This is a genomic window from Cupriavidus pauculus, assembly GCF_008801835.1.
Classification (GTDB): domain Bacteria; phylum Pseudomonadota; class Gammaproteobacteria; order Burkholderiales; family Burkholderiaceae; genus Cupriavidus; species Cupriavidus pauculus.
The window spans coordinates 26,637-41,860 of sequence record NZ_VZOW01000035.1; the positions used below are offsets into that span (position 1 = coordinate 26,637).

Sequence of the window (15,224 nt, forward strand, 5' to 3'; positions counted from 1 at the left end):
TCCAAGGGAATGTGCCGGCATGCGGCAAGAAAGAAGAAAGGGAAGCCCGTGGGCTTCCCTCAACTGCCGGCACAAGGCTGGCGATGTTACGTGGCGACGTCGGCGGCAATGGCTGCCACTTGCTCACGGAAAGCCATAGGGTTACCGAGGGCGGTGCGCAGTTCATCCAAGAACCGTCGCACATCCTGATCGCGCTTGGACCAACCGCGCCCGAAGGCCGCCGTTGCGAAAGCCTTCAGCTGGCGGCTGCCATCCTCGCTGTTGAGCCCAAGACGCTGCACAAGATCGAGATATTCTCTCTCCAGGTCCTGGTTACCCGCCTCTGTACTGGACGCGGGCGCCGAGGCATCGGCCTGACCACCGCCAGTTGCCGATGGTCCGGGCTGCTCAGCTTCAACGGTAGAGTCATCGGACTGGCCGTGCTCTGGCGGCGACATGTCCCTTTCGCCTTCCAGCATGGAGACAGCCTGTTCTGCCATCTCCAATGCCGGCGGGCGACGGTCCGAACCATCGAGCAGCGCAGCGATATCGATGTCTGCATCGAGCGTGATCAGCCACTGCATCTGGCGCACTGCCTTGCCACCGTCGTCGATGCGGCTGATCTCCATCTCCTGCTTTGACATCCAGAACTTGACGCCCACAAGCCTGCCGCGGGTCAACGCAATGGTCTGCATCGCGGCGTGTGCCTTCTGCAGGACATAGATCGACGTCGTAGGCATCTCGATGAGACCAAGGCCCGAGATGTTGGGCACGGCGAAGTAGAAGCTCGCCGAAAGGTTACAACCGCCGTTCTGGTACTGCGGGCAGTACTGGGGATCGCAGAGGCCGTCCGGAATATCGTCATCCTGGCGCAGGATTACTGTACGCCCGCCCCACGTCCGCTTGGCGCGGTCGGCCCGCGCGTTGCGCTCAGGCGGTGCATACATCTTGCAGTAGCGCTTGCCGTCGGGACCATACTCGGAAAAGTATTGCCGACCGCTCTGCGTCCATGCGACCAGTTGGTGGGGCATATTGCTCAGCCAATCGTCGAACGCGAAGATCACTGGAAAACGCCACAGCCGGTGTCCATTGCCATCACGGCGATCCTCGCCGTAGCGTTGAACGATGTGGTCAGCCACTGCTGGATTTGCAAAATCCGAGCCTCGACAGGTGAACCACGGCACGTTCTTGGGATAGAGCGCGTTCTTGATGCCGGTCACGCGATGGATTTCCGTCCCGATATGCTCGAACGACTTTCCCTGCGCGAGCAGCGCGTCGTGGAGCGCAACGGCCTTAGGATTGCCTCGCGCGGCGTTGGTCAGGACCTTAATGCCCGGGCGGATCTTACCTATGACAGGCGGCCGCATGGGCCGCTCTTCTAGCAGGCTTCGGCGTCCGCCGGGCTCGCTGTATGTGATGGGTGCATGCATTCGCTCTTTCTCCTATCAAGGAAACGAACGACGTTGGCCCGGATGGACGCAGCATGCTCCCGAAGGCGCAAGGCTATGTCTGCCCCGCGCTGGGTCGTTACTGAATTGAGGAAGGCCACTCGCGCGGCTTCCGGAAGACTGGCGACGTGAGCCGCCTCGCACAAAGTACGCCAGGCCTGCGGCATGTCCTTGTACTGCGGACGGCGCAGATCCAGCGTTGCCGCAATCGCGGCGGAAATCTCGGCGTTCTGGTGGTGCATGAGTTGCTCCTGGAATCGAGGTCTCTCACCAGAAACAAAAAAAGCCCGCCCCGGTTTGCGCCGGCAGCGAGCTTTGTTAGGCAGGAACCTGCAACGCCACGCCCCTTCCGGGGGCGTGGCATCGAGGGAGCGGCGCACGATTGCGCGCTACTCTATGTTGAGGACGTAAAGTCGCCCTCGTGCAGCATGGTCACGCTGCACAACAACCCTTTTCGCGAACCCACAGGTTCGGCCGCAGGTTCACGGATCGGCTCGACGTCTGCCGTTCTGCCTAGGAGGGGCCTTTGAGAGAGCTCCACATGGTCCCAGGCTCGAACGGTGTTCAGCGTGCGCTCATGAAGAGGCACAGCGAGAACGCGTATTACGAGCTGATGAGGGGAAGTGTTTGGCGAAAACACTTAGCACAAGAAGTATCCACACTGGTAGCCAACCAGTCGGCGCGTGCACGGAAGCACGACTTGATTCAACAGATGGACTCGCTAGGGAGTCAGGATCGATGCGTCAGTGACGCTAGGTGTGAAAGCATTGTGGCACAGGACTTTCTTTCAAAACTGACGAATGCTCGGCAATTTTGCATATCTTTCGAAGTCACTGCGTGTCCGTTCTTGTCCGACAATTCCGAGTGAGAGAGCATTCCAAAACATGGACAAATGGCCGAACAGGACCCACCCAAGAAGCCCGGTACCGGGCTCAGGCCCATCGAGCGCCTGAACAGCGAGGAACGCCTAAGTCGACTAACACCGGCAACGGCATCTGCAACCCACCACGCCTACTGCTCGAAGTTCGCACGCGACTTTCTGGACGCACATTTTTACTTTTGTTCCTCGAAGTTCGTCGTCGCACGAGGCGGCAAGGTCAAGGCGCTCGACGAAGCCTTCCGCGAGGCAGAGACCTGGTTCTCCAGCGCACTGGAGTGGATCGCTGATACCGAGAAGATCGAAATTCCCCTCTTCTACGAGGAAAAGGAAGTCCAGGTAAGCCATTCGTTCGCCGGGCGCCTACTGCGCCTGCTGATGCAGTACGACAAGATCTTCGCCGACACGCTCTATAGCCTTAACTGCGGCTCTATCACCGGTAGCCAGCGCGAGACTACAACGCAGATTGCCGGCAAGCGGATCAATGCCATTCACCAGATCTGCATCCCGGACACTGACCGGTTCAACCAGGACGGCACTCTTCTCAATTCCCCGCGGAGCTAAACCCATGGACATGCGTGAAATCGAGCAACTGCATGCTCACTACGCCCAACCTGCCCTGACCATCGACATTTCTCCGCCCAGCGTGCTGACGGGAGGCGCACCACTCAGCCTCGGAGGCCCTGTCGCTGCCCCAGCTGAGCCTATCTCTCACGCCTTTGGAGAGAAGTGGAACCGGAACCCTCGCGTACTGTGGTCCGTAGTCTTTGTAGTGGGTGCCGCAGCGATGTTCCTCATTGGCAGCTCACTCGGCAAGCGCGAAGCGCACGCGCAAACCAACGAAGCAGTCCCGACGGTCGCGGCAGCTAATGCCCTGCCGGCCGCATCCGAACCGGCTGCTCCCGTTGCGGTGGGCCACGAATGGCCAGCGCGGACCGAAAGGCCTGAGGTGACACCGACTGCCCTCGCCACGGTGCCCGCCGCCTCTGCCGTGTCTGCTGACAGCGCAAAGATTTCGCTGCCGAAGCAGGAACCGGCCAAGGCGCCCGCGTCGGCCGTTACGTCGGCAAGACCGATCACGTCGGCTCCCTTGGCAGCTGCCCCAGCGAAGTCCGCCGCAGCCGCGCCCGCGCAAGCTACACGTTCCACTGCTCAGCAAGCTGCGCCGACCCACGACATCAAGATGTTCTAGAGACGATGACTACTTCTCCAATCTTTAGTGTCCTGCGCGCCGGGATGAGCATTCACGGCGACATCACCGCCGATCACGGCTTCACCTGCCTGGCCCTTGTCACAGGCAACGTGAGTGCCAGTCACGGGCTGCTACACATCGGTCGTGGTGGCGTCGTGCACGGCAACGTCGACGGCGACCATGTTGTGATTGATGGCACCGTTGAAGGCGATGTGGTCGGACGGACTTCGCTCGTGATCAACGGACGGGTCAAAGGAAAGATCTTCTACGCCGGGACGATTCGGCTCGGGGAGAACGTCTCGCTCGAAGGTAGCTCCATCTCGCGTGTGCAAGCGGTGGGCTACATCCCCCCCCATACGGAGGGGTCCGACACGATCCACGTTGAGCAAGATGAAGAAGCGAGCACAGTGGCTTGAAGCGGAGAGAGGAACATGTTCCTCTTAAAAACTACGAAAGCTACGGTGTGAGGCCACTCTTTCAAAGACAAAAGGCCCGGCAATTTGCCGGGCCTTTTTGCTAGTAGACGCGCCGCAGGCTCATCAGCTCTGCTTGCGTGAAGACCCCGGGAAACGTGACCCAGGGAAAGTCTATGGCATTCGCAGGATCCCTGAAGGAGACGTAGGGAAAGCCTTCAGCCAACTGAACACGGAATATCCTCTGTTCGCGTTCCTTGCCTCGAGCCTCATACAGAAGTCCATGTATCAGGTCGAAAACAAGTGAGCCATGCCTAAATGCGGCGGTAGCGGACGGACCTTGCAAAAATCGGATATCCATCCAGCTGTCGTAGCTGAGGCTCGTGTGCTGGTCGCGGGTTTCGCTCTGCCACTTCATAAACAAGGCGGTGAACTGCTCCTTGCTAAAACGCGCCACGTCAGTGGGCTGTTGTTGCATGAGTCGCTCCAGGACTCGCTGCGCACTAGTCCCGGTCGTACTCCGGCATGCAGACTTGCCGCGGAGCTTCGCGGCATCTGCGTCCACTCCGCGAAATAGCCATCGCGGGTAACGAGAATAGAAATCGATAGAGACCATTGCAACGAGCAAAAGAAAAAAGCCCCGGGGTTTAGCCGGGGCTTCAGACCTGAAACGACCACTCCAGTACCAGACAACGGCATTGGAGCGGATCGCTTGAGGCAGGTTTAGTGGAAAGGAGGCTCCAGACCGGTGGTCTCAGGCCGCGTCAGTTGCAAGTTCGAGAGCCGCATCCCAAGCGCGCTGCTTGAGAATTGCGCCGGCGCCGAACCACGCCGAATCCAGACGGTTACCCGGATTGCGTGCACGCTGCTGGTGATCGACATACTCCGTCACGCTGTTCACGAGTCCCCAGGCGGTGCCTGCGGCCGATTCAAGCGTTGCACCACGGCCGTTACCTTCGAAAAGATTGAGCACTGCCTTGAGGCCGCGCTCGTTCATCTTGGGATTGTCCGAGGGCTTGGCAGTCGAGTAGGTGAAGAGACGTTGGAAGAACCGCTCGGTCTCGGCCTGGCTTACCTTGCGGTCCGCCAGTTGGTGCATGTTGGCCATGAAGCCATCCCACGACGAGATGGCAATGCCGAGCTCTTCCTTCACCGCGCGCGGATCGAACTGGCTACGGTGCGGGACCTTGACGGCGCCGCGGTTGCGGCCCAGCGCGATCTGCAGCGTGTTGTTGCACACCACGCGTACCGAGGTGAACTGTGCCGTGGTGGCCAGCGTGCCGTCGCAGGCCGTGGCCAGCAGCAGGTAGCCGCGGACCTCGTCACCGCCCTTGAGTGTGGTCGACTGTCCCGTGCGCGCGAGCGCCCAGAGCTTGCGGCCCTCTTTCAGTACCCCAGCCGTTTCCAGCTGGTAGCCGCCCATCTGAACAAGGTCCCGATAAAATTCTAGGATCTCGGCCGGCTGGACGACCTGGTACTTCTTCGAGACGGTCGATAGCGGCTTCTTGCTATCCGAGCGGTACAGCACCTTCTGCTCAGGGAACGACTTGATCGGATCGAGGTCATGCGTGCCAACGCGGAACATCACGTCGGTCTCCTCGATGCGCCAGTTCATGCCTGCGGCTTCGGCCCAGACTTCGAGCGGCTGATGCTCGGCCAGCCTGTTGCCCAGGCCGTGCCAGGGGGTTGCGCCGACGTAAGCCATGGTTTGAACGAGATGGGACATGGGATTGCTCCTTGGAATGGAATAACGCGAACGAGAGCGAGCGCTTTCGTTCGCAAATGGAATAAAGGGATAGAACAGGGAGAAAAGACGACGGCCGGGCTGGAAGCACGGTCGCCAGAGAGACGCTCGCCATCAACCGCCGGCGGCGATGAATGACAACGCGCCGCGTGGCTACAGCAAGGTGAGGTACATCGGAATCGTGGTGATGCCCACGGAGCCGTCCCATCAGGGAGCGGTCCCTGCGGGCGGTTTCAAGAGATGGCCGGCATGCCGGCGTTTGGGTCGATGCGTCGAAGACGCGGGTAAAACTCGGTTTGGACTGAACGTCTTTCAGTGCAAACAGAGCTCTGTCGGTAAGGTATCGTGAAAGCGCTATGGTGCAGCCGTCGAAAGCTCGACATTTGAATAGCTGATTTGATAAAACTCCCCCCCAGCCGTGATGGCCGAGGGGGGAGCGAATCAAGCAATCGCCTCAGGGAAGCTTTGCGTCAGGCGTGCACGCGCATAGTCCAACGTACCGTCCTTGGCGCGCAGCGGCCGCGAGATGCGCTTCACGGGATCGTGAATCCAGTAGCGCCTCACGCTGCCCCGCCTCTCGTCGACGAGCTTCGAGAAGCCTGCATTGATGCAGAAGTCGACATACTCGCGTCCGTTCATGGCCTGACCGGTTTCGATTCGGTAGGTCGTGCCCTCGGCGCGCGACTTCGCTTCGGCCACCGCGCTATCTGCACGCTTGCGCGCCTTGGCGGTGGCTTCCTGGGCCTCCCACTCCGCCTGCTCGGCGTCAGAGAATCCGCACAACTCGAACAACCGCCGGCGCCGTTCGGCAGCCGTGCATTGCAAGACGTCGACGCCGTACTCCTCGCGCAGTGCGCGCTTGGATTCGGTGTTCCAGTCTTTGGGACCATCGAAGATCTGCAGTACAGCCGCGACGTTGCGCTCCATGACGGCCAGAGCTACCCGATTGGGCCACTCGTAGCCATACGTGTCACGTCCGATTGCAGCCGCCCGTGTCCGCCGGTCAAACTCGCGCTGGCTGATACTGAAGGCTTCGCGCTCTTCTGCGGCCCTATCCACCGATGCCTGATATTGCCGCTGGCAAACCAGGGTGCGGATTCGCGCCGCCAGCTTCGTTGCTGGCTGGGCGTTCTCTCCCTCCAGAGGCTTGGGCGTTGGCATGGTCCGCGGCAGCAGGATGCCGGCCGCAAACAGCGCATCATCGACGTGCACATAGTGCCCGTCGCTCGGCACATCCCGTAGCGCGGCGATCAGCTTTCCGACGTTGTACGTCGTGATCTCCAGCTTCTCGCCACGCATTGTCTGGCAGAGCGCCTGCAGCACGCTGGGCGACAAGGCCCCGCGCAGCGCCGGCACTTCGATCAACGGGCGCATCCAGAACTCAGAGCGGGCATGGTGAGGATTTTCGCGATAGGTATTAATGATGCATTCGCGCACCTTCTCGCCACGCATCAGCGCGTAGGCCACATGGACTTCGTGACGGCAGTTGGGAGGCGCAGTCGGGTGATACAACGGCCCATTGGTGCCATAGCCGAACCGGCGGATGAACTCCCCGCAAATGTAGTCGGCAATGTCGAAAGACCCCTGCTCTTCGAATAGATCCGCTGTCTGGAACAACGGTCCTGTATCGTCCTGGGACATGTCGATGGCTTCAGCAGGAAAATACGCCAGGCGGCCGGCGGCCACCACGGCGCCCCACGCGGCCCGGCTCATCTCGTGCGGACGCAGGGTCTTGCCCCCCACACGAACGATGAAGCGATCGACCTCATCGAGGATCATGGAAAGGATCGCTCGACGGGTACCGACCGGCCGCACGGCAAAATTGCCGCCGGTAAGTCGTTCGACAGGGATCGCGCCGCGTTCCACGTGGCGCACTGCGATGTCTTCGACGCGCGGCACGGCCTTGCCGTCGCGATCGTCGTTCAGGTACTGCAGCACGCCGGCGAGCGTCGTGCGATGCTCGGCACGCTGGCCGATGTGAATAACGTACATGGATGGCTCCGATACGGAGCATGCCCCTTCGGGGACATGCCCCGAGAGGGTTGGAAGGGATGGCTTATGCAAGCACCGCCGTTTTCGCGTCGTGGATTGCCTGTAGGAGATCAATTGAAGTGATGCGCCAGACGGCACCACGGGCGTTGCCTACGGCAAGCGTGCGAACCGGTTCGAAGCAATCCGAATCGAGCAATGCCACCACTGTGGACATTGGCAGGCGCCACAGGCCGACAACCACCTCATTGTCCGCAAGCGTTTCGCTGGGGACGTTGCTAGTAAAGGTCTCGTAGAGGTCGCCGGTCTTCGATTCGATCAGCGACAGCGCAGCGCGGTCGTTCACCGCATACAGCCCCACTGCGATGTGCAAAGGGCCAGGAGAGCCGGCTAGGCCGGTTCCGTTGATGATGATGGGCATGGGTATCTCCCACGGACCCACCGCCTTGCGGGATGGGCCCGCAAGGGTTGAAAGGAAGCGCTCAGGCTACTACGGCAGCGCGTCGAGCTGATTTGCCACGACTGGCGACTACACGGGCGGCTGCGACCTGCGACAGCAGTTCGATATCAGCAATGCGCCAGACTTCGCCGCGACCGAATCCCGCCTGATTCCAGTTGCCGGTTTGCACAAATTTGCCGGTCTCCAGTAACGAGGCCTTGAGATCGAGCGGAATGTTCCAGTCTGCCGTCACGAGGATCTCGTCGTCAGCAATCGCGGCATCGGCCAGGTTCACCGACAACACGCCATAGGGCATGTCGTCGTCGGCACAAGTCAGCGAAATTGCGGCGCGCAGGTTGGTGGAATAAACACTGGCGTGCAGGAAGACGCCAGCAGGATAGCTGGCCAGCCCAGCGCCGTAGATGATCGGGTTCATCGGGGTTACTCCTTTTGGGGGGAGCCGGCCCCGACGGGACGGCGCCCGTGTGGGTGTGGAAATGAAAAAACGCACCCCGAGGGGTGCGTTCAAGCGGTGAGCCGACGAATCGGCTCCTGAGAAGGGATTGGCTTCAGTCCTTGTGGACACGACGACCGTTGCGGTCTGCCCAAAGCAAGAACGCGGAAATCGCGCCAGTCAGGACGAGAAGTGCGACACCGAACATGGTTAATCTCCTTTTGAGAGGACTGCGCCTACGACGAATAATACCGCACCGCATAGGAAAAAACAGAAGATCTCCCATGCTGCGTGCAGAGACCAGGCGGGCATCGACTTGATGTAGCCAGCGAGCCCGATAAGGGCAGCCGCCGACAGCGTATGCGCGAACCGGCCATACTGCTGACGTTGGTCCTTGTGTGGCTCCGTAATGGCCCGCCAGGCTTGGTGCCAGAAGCCATCTCGCCGACGGGAGTCCGTTTCCAACTTGTAGCGGTCGGCATCCTGATGCGACAACGGATACCTATACCCGTTATCGTGCGCCACGATTTCGAAGCCTTCGCCAGCGTTTCTGGCGCGATCGATAGAGACTGAGAAGCGCGCCGGCAAGGTAACAATGCCTTTGCCCCGGTCAATTTGTGCCTTTCCTGACACCTCCTCGCCGGAGGTGGCCGAAAACGTCACTTTGATGAGCGTCGACATACTTGCCCCTTAACTGCGGCGCCCTGCCACCACGCGCAGCGTGGCAACCAGGTTTGCGTAGCCCTGATCGCTGGCCAGCGAATCAACGCTGACGGCGTTGTCACGGCCACCGGTGAGGTCATTGCGGCCGCGGCATGTCCGGTAGGACATGAGCACGCCACCCTCTGCGCCAGCAGGATGCTGGATCTCGATCAGCAACGAGTCGGTATGCAAAGCGAACACGTCGACGTCGCGACGACGCTGGCGATGCTCGCGGATGGTGTATTCGCGCGGGCTGAGCGCCATGTCGCCGGCGAAACGACGGAGAACACGGCAAGCATCTCGGCGAATTGCCTGACAGGCAGCGGAATTTGTCGGTTGGTGCCGACGGATAAAGGATTTGGGAAGTTTCATGGAAGTCTCGATATGGACGGGACATCCCTTCCCCATGGGACGAGTGTCCCAGCTGGGTTGGTAGTCCGGGCGATGCCGGACATGGGTCGATGCGTCTGTGACGCGGGTGAAAGCGACTTGCCGAAGCCACGGGGCTTCGGCAAGCCCTCTCGGGCCTGCACGCTGCGACTTCAGGTGACGTCGAGCAATTTGCTGATCGCGCGAACCACATCCCAGCCATGCCGCTGAGACAAAGTCTTACCGATCAGAAGCTTCTGCAGGGCTGTCGTGCGGTTCGGTGCCTCGCCGGCATAGCCGATGTAATCGACATAGACGATCCAGCCTTCCGACCACCCCCTCTGCAGATACACCGCGAGACGATCGCGTGCGCCAAGTTCCGGCCAAGGACGGTCGGGCTTCGGTCCATACATGCCCTCGTTGTCATTTCCAGGGAAGTTGGCACCATCAAGCCATTCCGGTTCCAGCTCGGTACCGCGAAGAGCGGCTGCGATCTGGTCAACAGCCTCCGCGATCGATTTGCCCTCAGTGAGGACGGGAGAGAAATTCTGGTGTGCGTCTGCCACGGATGGCATAGAAAGCTCCGATGGACGCAGGAGCCCCGCACGGGGACTCCGTGCGGGGAAGGTGAAGGATGTTGGAGATCCGAATGGACCCCGATTAACGCGTCAGACGATAGCCGCCACCTGAGGCCACGAGGTAGAGCTGCTGCCCCGTGACGAACTGCTGGTCGGCATCCTGCGTGACCGCGATCTGGCTGCCATTCTCCTTGCGGACAATGACCTCCAGGCCGTTGCGCCGGTTCATGTGGCTGGCCACAGCTTGCGCAGCAACCGCCGACACCGTGCCGGACATCGCGCCGGCAATGTAACGTCCATTGCCACCGCCAATGACACGGGCACCGAGCAGGCCACCCACGACCGCCCCAACGATACCCGGGACGCCGCTATTGGCCGACGTATAGCCATCGCTGTCGACAATCGTGACCTGACGGACACGGACGACAGTGACGATTTCCACGGAGCCGGTGCGCAGAGCTTCCGAGCTGCGATAAGCATTCGGAGACGTCTGCTGGATAGCACAACCGGTGAACATGACCGAGCAAAGGAAAAGCGAAACGATGCGCTTGAACATGATGGCCTCAACGATAAAAAAAGGGCCAACATGCCCACGGGCAGGAAGGCCCGTAGGTGGGAGAAGAAAAAAGCTGTCCGGCTATACAACCGGAAGTGTCGATGCGTCTGAGACGCGGTAGGTGCAGAAATCTTAACAGCGGTTAAGGGAATCAGCAACGGTTGATGCGTGCGATTGCCAGGGCATCGATGAGAGGGATACCGTACTCTGCGGCAGGGTCTGCATGGAGCCACAGCGGGGAACTGCATAGCGGGTTGAAAATCTCTTCGCCCCCCCAGATAAATACTAGGCGCGGAAGCGTCTCTCCACTTCCATCGTCATGCATGGTGATATACAGCCCGAGCCGCGGATAGCGAGCGTGGTAACGTGTGAGGTCAGCGACCGTCGCACCGCGCAGGCCTCCCGCATCAGCACCAAAGAACTGGAAGCCCGGAACGGCAACCTCACGCCCAAGCTCGCGCGTCAATGGAAAGGCGCGCTTGGCAGTCATGATGGCGATGTACTGTGCCAATCCATAGACGTCGAAGGCAAACTGGTTGGCCAGCTTGCCCGTAACCGGTCCGACCGCCCCATGCATGGCGAATTCCCAATACGCCGCGTAGCCCATGTACACGAAGACTTGCGCGAACATCAAGGTCGCCGCTGCATAATCGTCGACACGCCTCATCCTCTGAGGCCTAACGGCGACCGTACGCGAGCGAACTACGCCCCAGAGAAACCAACTGACTGCAACCAGCAGGGCCGGAAAGCCGATGGCGGCAAGGAAATGCTCCCCGCAGGCCATGAGGTCGCGTGGAATGGCAAGCCAATCCGCCACATAGTAGCCCTTGTACTCGAAATACCGGAAGGCGCGCGACACGAAAGCAACGCCGCAGAATCCGACGGCGAGATGCAGATTTGTGAGAAGGAATTTTCTAGCGTTCATAGTTGGAAAGAGGACGCGAGCCCTGCCCCTGCGCGGGATTAGGCGCAAAGCTCGCTTTAACGGTCAGGCAAACGTTGCGACGCGGATGGACTTGCTGGTCACAGCGATGCGAATTTTCTCCGTGCGAGGGTTGTCCAGTGCTTTGCGCAAGGCGTCCAGCGGCAAGCGCTCACCGAAGTCATCACCGCCGAAGCTGTGTCGCGCGTTCTCGTAAAAGTCCGCGTCCTTCGCGGGATTGCAGCCCTTGAAGTAAAAGAGGCACTGCTGTTCGGGCGTGGAGCCCGTGCTGAAGCCGACATACGCACCGTGGTCCTTCGCGATGAAGAACTCGTTCGAACCAGCGGCGTCACAGAAAGCGACGAGCGACGCGGCTTGCGTGCGGGAAAGAGTGATTTGAGGCATTAAAGTGCTCCTGTAGGTTGGCGGAGCACTCCCCTGCGGGACGTGCCCCGCAACGGGTGAAGAAAAGAGGGTTACAACTCAGGCGCCGCCGACTTCGCGGGCCAGTTGGTCAAGCATCGCCTCGATGACGCGCTCGCGCCGAGCTTGAAGCGGCAGTGCATCGAATGCGCCGCCATCGGCGAGATGCGTCAGCGCGTCGACCACGGCAATCCATTCACTGGACTGCACCGCAATCCGAACCGCTCCCGGCAAAGGAAGCTGCCGGCTCGCAATGGCGAGCACGGCATCGAAACGAGATAGGTCCAGCCGGTGACGGCATTCCAATCGCTGTTCGATATACCCGGACAACAGGAAGGAGGCATACGCACACAGCGCCACGTGATCTTCGTCGGCCAGTGCTTGCATCCATTCGAGCGCGGCCGGACGGACCATCACGTGCAAAGACTGCCCGTGGGTAGCAGGTACGGTATCGTGACGCGCCAACTGCCAGCCCCAACCGAAGCCAACGGCGTATAGATCCACGAGCTTTCCGTCCACTACGTGAGGCTCGGCATCAAACCAGTTGGTACGGCTCCCTTCGATATGCCGAACCGCGTTGCGCGGCTCATCAAAGGTCAGCTCCGGCAAGAGCTCGGACAATCGCTGCACATCTGCACGACTGAACATCGGACACGTCAGTGTGTGCCAAGGCTTGCCGTTCCAGTAGGCGGCGGCGACAACACCGACAGGGAGCCAGGGACCCGTCACGAAGATTCGACGAAAGGCCGATTGTGCCGGGACTTGAAACGTGGAATTGCTCATGAAGTGCTCCGAGGAAGATGGAGCACTCCGCCAGGGCAAGTGCCCCAACGGGTTGATGAAGTGTGTGGCCAAGTGCCACGGGTCGATGCGCCGGAGGCGCGAGGTGTGGCGCAATGGTAGCAGCCAGGTCTGCCGTCCCGCAATGACCGCACAAAAGAAAAAAGCCACTCCCTTTTGGGGAGTGGCTGTTCAAACGGATTGTCGTGGTTTTCGTTTGGCACGGGCCTTTGTCGCGCCCAGCTTATAGCCGAAGCGCTCCCATGCAACCGGGTCAAGCGGCAGCGGGCTCGTGCGTCCTGTCGCCAGATTTACGAATGCGCCGCAGTACTGCAGCGTCCCGGTACGAAACAGCATCCAAAGCAGGTTGTACGCCTGCACTGCAATCACGGGATTGATAACCAGCGACTGCTTTTGCAGCGCCTCGGCCATTGAGCACGACGGCGCCGTATCGGCCTTGTCCCCTTTCGGGTCCAGCAGCTCCGGAAACAAGTCTCCTACATGGGGAAGCCGTTCCGTCGCCTTGCCGCGCACCTGCCCGAGAATGACCTGGCCACGATCCGACTCATTGCCGCAGTCGAGATAGTATCCACCAGTGCCACGTTGCATCGCGCCGAGGATCGCCTTGCGAGCGCCCCGCGTGTCGACACAGCCAATCACCATGTCGCACGCGAAGCGGTCACCGCTGCCAATCCGACGGGTCTGCGCTTGCCAGCGCGTGCCCATCAGATTGTTCAGACGGTTCACGATCAGCGTGGCCTTGGGCTGGCCCACATCAACCGGGTAGAACCCCTGGCGGCCGACGTTGGTGTCGCTGACGGTGTCGTCATCGTAGACCGTACAGTCGATACCCCCAGGGTGCCCAAGCTCCAGCATGGCGTGATGCAGGCGTGCTAGGTTCGGTAGCAAGGCGCTGCCGGTACCGCCGGCGCCAACTACTACTACTCGCCATGCCCGTTGGGTCATTGGTGCAGGGATGCGATGTTCGAACGTCATTCCATCACCTCCGCGCGCGCCGCGGCATACCAATCGCTGGGGACCTTCTCCACGTTCTCGAAGATGCCCTTTGCACAGAGACGTAGCGCGAACGATGGTACAACGGCATCGCAGTTTCCCATCACGAACGCAAACTTCACGTCGTGCTGGTCATCCGTATTGTCCGTCGACGAGAACCCGGCAGGATGACGGCCATGCGAATGGCAGTCGACCACCAGGACTTCGCCCTCCGAAAGCGCAGGACGGTCGTACTTCAAATGACCGCCACTATGCTCCAGGATCCGCACTGGCACCAGCCGAAACGCCGCTGTTGCGGCATTCCAAACCACCCACCCGCCCGTCTCCTTGGGATGCGCGATGCGCGCCATTTCAGCAAACTCGCCGATGAGCGTCGCGGGGACACGACCGCAGTGCAGTTCGGTGACCTCCGCCGTCTCGCCATAAGGTATAGCCGTGCGGTACTGAAAGACACCGAGACGACGGACTACGCGAAGCCAAGGCCTCACGATTTCGAGGAAGACACCATTGGCCGCGATGAGCAAGCGTTCGCCTGGCCGCGCCATGGGGGTCAGCGTACCGAAGCGAGGCACCATCACGGAAGGAAAGGACTGCTGCAAGGCAGTGTCAGCGGGATGCATGCTATTTCTCCAATTTTCCGGCGATCAGATCGGCCAGCGTTATGTTCATAGGGATGAGGACTTGCTTAGGAAAGTCGGGAAACTTTCCGTCAAGCATGTCCCGCCAGAAGGCGAAGAAGCCATGGACGTAATCGACGCGTTTGCCACCATGATTAGGGTGGGTGAAAGCCGAATTGAAGAAGCCCTCTTCCCATCCAGTTATGGATGCGACGTCAATCCGTTTGGGCACAGTGGCACTGCCGATGCAGATCTCGCCTAGATCCCACGTGTTGAAGTAGGGAGGCTCGTGGAGAATGCTTTCAGGGACTGGTCTCGCCTCGCATTGCAAGGCGAAAACACGGAACCCGTCAGCTGCGGCCTGAAACACAAGGCCGGGATGCTCCACCACCGCACCGCGCTTTCCCAGCTCTTCGCAATCAAAGAACACGCGGCGCTTGGCACCTTCGCACCACCAGGTCACTGCGGTTGGGCTGATCGACAGCACGTTTGGCGTCAAGAACTCGCCCTTGGGGAGCGAGGCCTCGGCGACTTGGCGTACCGCGTGGATCAGTGCCTGCCGGTTGAGCGGCGTGCCGGGTCCAATGACTGGGCGATTGCTCTCGCCAACGGTGTGGATACGGTGAGCCGTCGAGTAGGTGAACTCTCCCGGTCTGGGCCCGTAAAGCAAAATGGCCCCTTGAAGGGCCACGTCGTAGGACCGCGATGCGGTCAGGATTCCGGCCATA

Annotated in this window: 19 protein-coding genes; 2 read left to right on the forward strand and 17 right to left on the reverse strand. The window is 60.5% G+C overall.

What is annotated here, in order from left to right; all coding sequences use genetic code 11:
• Positions 1-86: 86 nt before the first annotated feature.
• Together F7R19_RS24495 and F7R19_RS24500 are read right to left on the reverse strand one after the other, a co-directional pair.
• The gene (locus F7R19_RS24495; RefSeq protein WP_170292646.1) at positions 87-1,409 is read right to left on the reverse strand and encodes a recombination directionality factor; all 1,323 of its coding nucleotides are present in this window, start codon (positions 1,407-1,409) and stop codon (positions 87-89) included.
• Positions 1,358-1,669: a DUF7696 family protein gene (locus F7R19_RS24500; RefSeq protein WP_150982295.1), complete on the reverse strand. Its 312-nt coding sequence runs from the start codon at positions 1,667-1,669 to the stop codon at positions 1,358-1,360. The genes F7R19_RS24495 and F7R19_RS24500 overlap by 52 nt, the downstream gene beginning before the upstream one ends.
• 650 nt (positions 1,670-2,319) lie before the next feature.
• Between F7R19_RS24500 and F7R19_RS24505 the strand changes: the two genes are divergently transcribed.
• Together F7R19_RS24505 and F7R19_RS24510 are read left to right on the forward strand one after the other, a co-directional pair.
• Positions 2,320-2,868 carry a hypothetical protein gene (locus F7R19_RS24505; RefSeq protein ID WP_150982296.1) on the forward strand — a complete coding sequence of 183 codons (549 nt, stop codon included), beginning with the start codon at positions 2,320-2,322 and terminating at the stop codon, positions 2,866-2,868.
• Positions 2,869-3,501: 633 nt separating this feature from the next.
• Positions 3,502-3,912: a bactofilin family protein gene (locus tag F7R19_RS24510; protein ID WP_150982297.1), complete on the forward strand. Its 411-nt coding sequence runs from the start codon at positions 3,502-3,504 to the stop codon at positions 3,910-3,912.
• A gap of 100 nt (positions 3,913-4,012) precedes the next feature.
• Here the strand turns inward: F7R19_RS24510 and F7R19_RS24515 are convergent, their stop codons facing one another.
• From F7R19_RS24515 to F7R19_RS24585, 15 genes are all read right to left on the reverse strand, one after another.
• A complete protein-coding gene (locus tag F7R19_RS24515) occupies positions 4,013-4,387 on the reverse strand; it encodes a hypothetical protein (RefSeq protein WP_223506403.1) in 375 nt (124 codons plus the stop codon).
• Between the two features lie 276 nt (positions 4,388-4,663).
• Entirely contained in the window at positions 4,664-5,635 is a 972-nt protein-coding gene (locus F7R19_RS24520) for a DUF932 domain-containing protein (protein WP_150982299.1), read from the reverse strand.
• 459 nt (positions 5,636-6,094) lie between these two features.
• On the reverse strand, positions 6,095-7,645 hold the full coding sequence (locus tag F7R19_RS24525) for a flotillin family protein (RefSeq protein WP_150982300.1): 1,551 nt from the start codon (positions 7,643-7,645) through the stop codon (positions 6,095-6,097).
• A 64-nt stretch (positions 7,646-7,709) separates the two neighbouring features.
• Positions 7,710-8,063: a hypothetical protein gene (locus F7R19_RS24530; RefSeq protein ID WP_150982301.1), complete on the reverse strand. Its 354-nt coding sequence runs from the start codon at positions 8,061-8,063 to the stop codon at positions 7,710-7,712.
• Between the two features lie 61 nt (positions 8,064-8,124).
• Positions 8,125-8,517: a hypothetical protein gene (locus F7R19_RS24535; protein ID WP_150982302.1), complete on the reverse strand. Its 393-nt coding sequence runs from the start codon at positions 8,515-8,517 to the stop codon at positions 8,125-8,127.
• Between the two features lie 228 nt (positions 8,518-8,745).
• Positions 8,746-9,216 (reverse strand): beta clamp domain-containing protein, encoded by a 471-nt coding sequence (locus tag F7R19_RS24540; protein ID WP_150982303.1) that lies wholly within the window; start codon positions 9,214-9,216, stop codon positions 8,746-8,748.
• 9 nt (positions 9,217-9,225) lie between these two features.
• A complete protein-coding gene (locus F7R19_RS24545) occupies positions 9,226-9,609 on the reverse strand; it encodes a hypothetical protein (RefSeq protein WP_150982304.1) in 384 nt (127 codons plus the stop codon).
• A 170-nt stretch (positions 9,610-9,779) separates the two neighbouring features.
• Positions 9,780-10,181, reverse strand: coding sequence for a hypothetical protein (locus tag F7R19_RS24550; protein ID WP_150982305.1), 402 nt, complete (start codon positions 10,179-10,181; stop codon positions 9,780-9,782).
• Positions 10,182-10,266: 85 nt separating this feature from the next.
• The gene (locus tag F7R19_RS24555; RefSeq protein WP_150982306.1) at positions 10,267-10,740 is read right to left on the reverse strand and encodes an outer membrane lipoprotein; all 474 of its coding nucleotides are present in this window, start codon (positions 10,738-10,740) and stop codon (positions 10,267-10,269) included.
• A 151-nt stretch (positions 10,741-10,891) separates the two neighbouring features.
• The gene (locus F7R19_RS24560) at positions 10,892-11,665 is read right to left on the reverse strand and encodes a hypothetical protein (RefSeq protein WP_150982307.1); all 774 of its coding nucleotides are present in this window, start codon (positions 11,663-11,665) and stop codon (positions 10,892-10,894) included.
• 63 nt (positions 11,666-11,728) lie between these two features.
• Positions 11,729-12,067, reverse strand: a complete 339-nt coding sequence (locus F7R19_RS24565; RefSeq protein ID WP_150982308.1) for a DUF3085 domain-containing protein — start codon at positions 12,065-12,067, stop codon at positions 11,729-11,731.
• A gap of 78 nt (positions 12,068-12,145) precedes the next feature.
• Positions 12,146-12,868: a hypothetical protein gene (locus F7R19_RS24570; RefSeq protein WP_150982309.1), complete on the reverse strand. Its 723-nt coding sequence runs from the start codon at positions 12,866-12,868 to the stop codon at positions 12,146-12,148.
• 189 nt (positions 12,869-13,057) lie between these two features.
• Positions 13,058-13,861, reverse strand: coding sequence for a PRTRC system ThiF family protein (locus tag F7R19_RS24575; protein ID WP_150982310.1), 804 nt, complete (start codon positions 13,859-13,861; stop codon positions 13,058-13,060).
• Positions 13,858-14,499 (reverse strand): PRTRC system protein A, encoded by a 642-nt coding sequence (locus F7R19_RS24580; protein WP_150982311.1) that lies wholly within the window; start codon positions 14,497-14,499, stop codon positions 13,858-13,860. Before F7R19_RS24580 ends, F7R19_RS24575 begins: the two co-directional genes overlap by 4 nt.
• 1 nt (position 14,500) lies before the next feature.
• Positions 14,501-15,223: a PRTRC system protein B gene (locus tag F7R19_RS24585; RefSeq protein ID WP_150982312.1), complete on the reverse strand. Its 723-nt coding sequence runs from the start codon at positions 15,221-15,223 to the stop codon at positions 14,501-14,503.
• Position 15,224 lies beyond the last annotated feature (1 nt).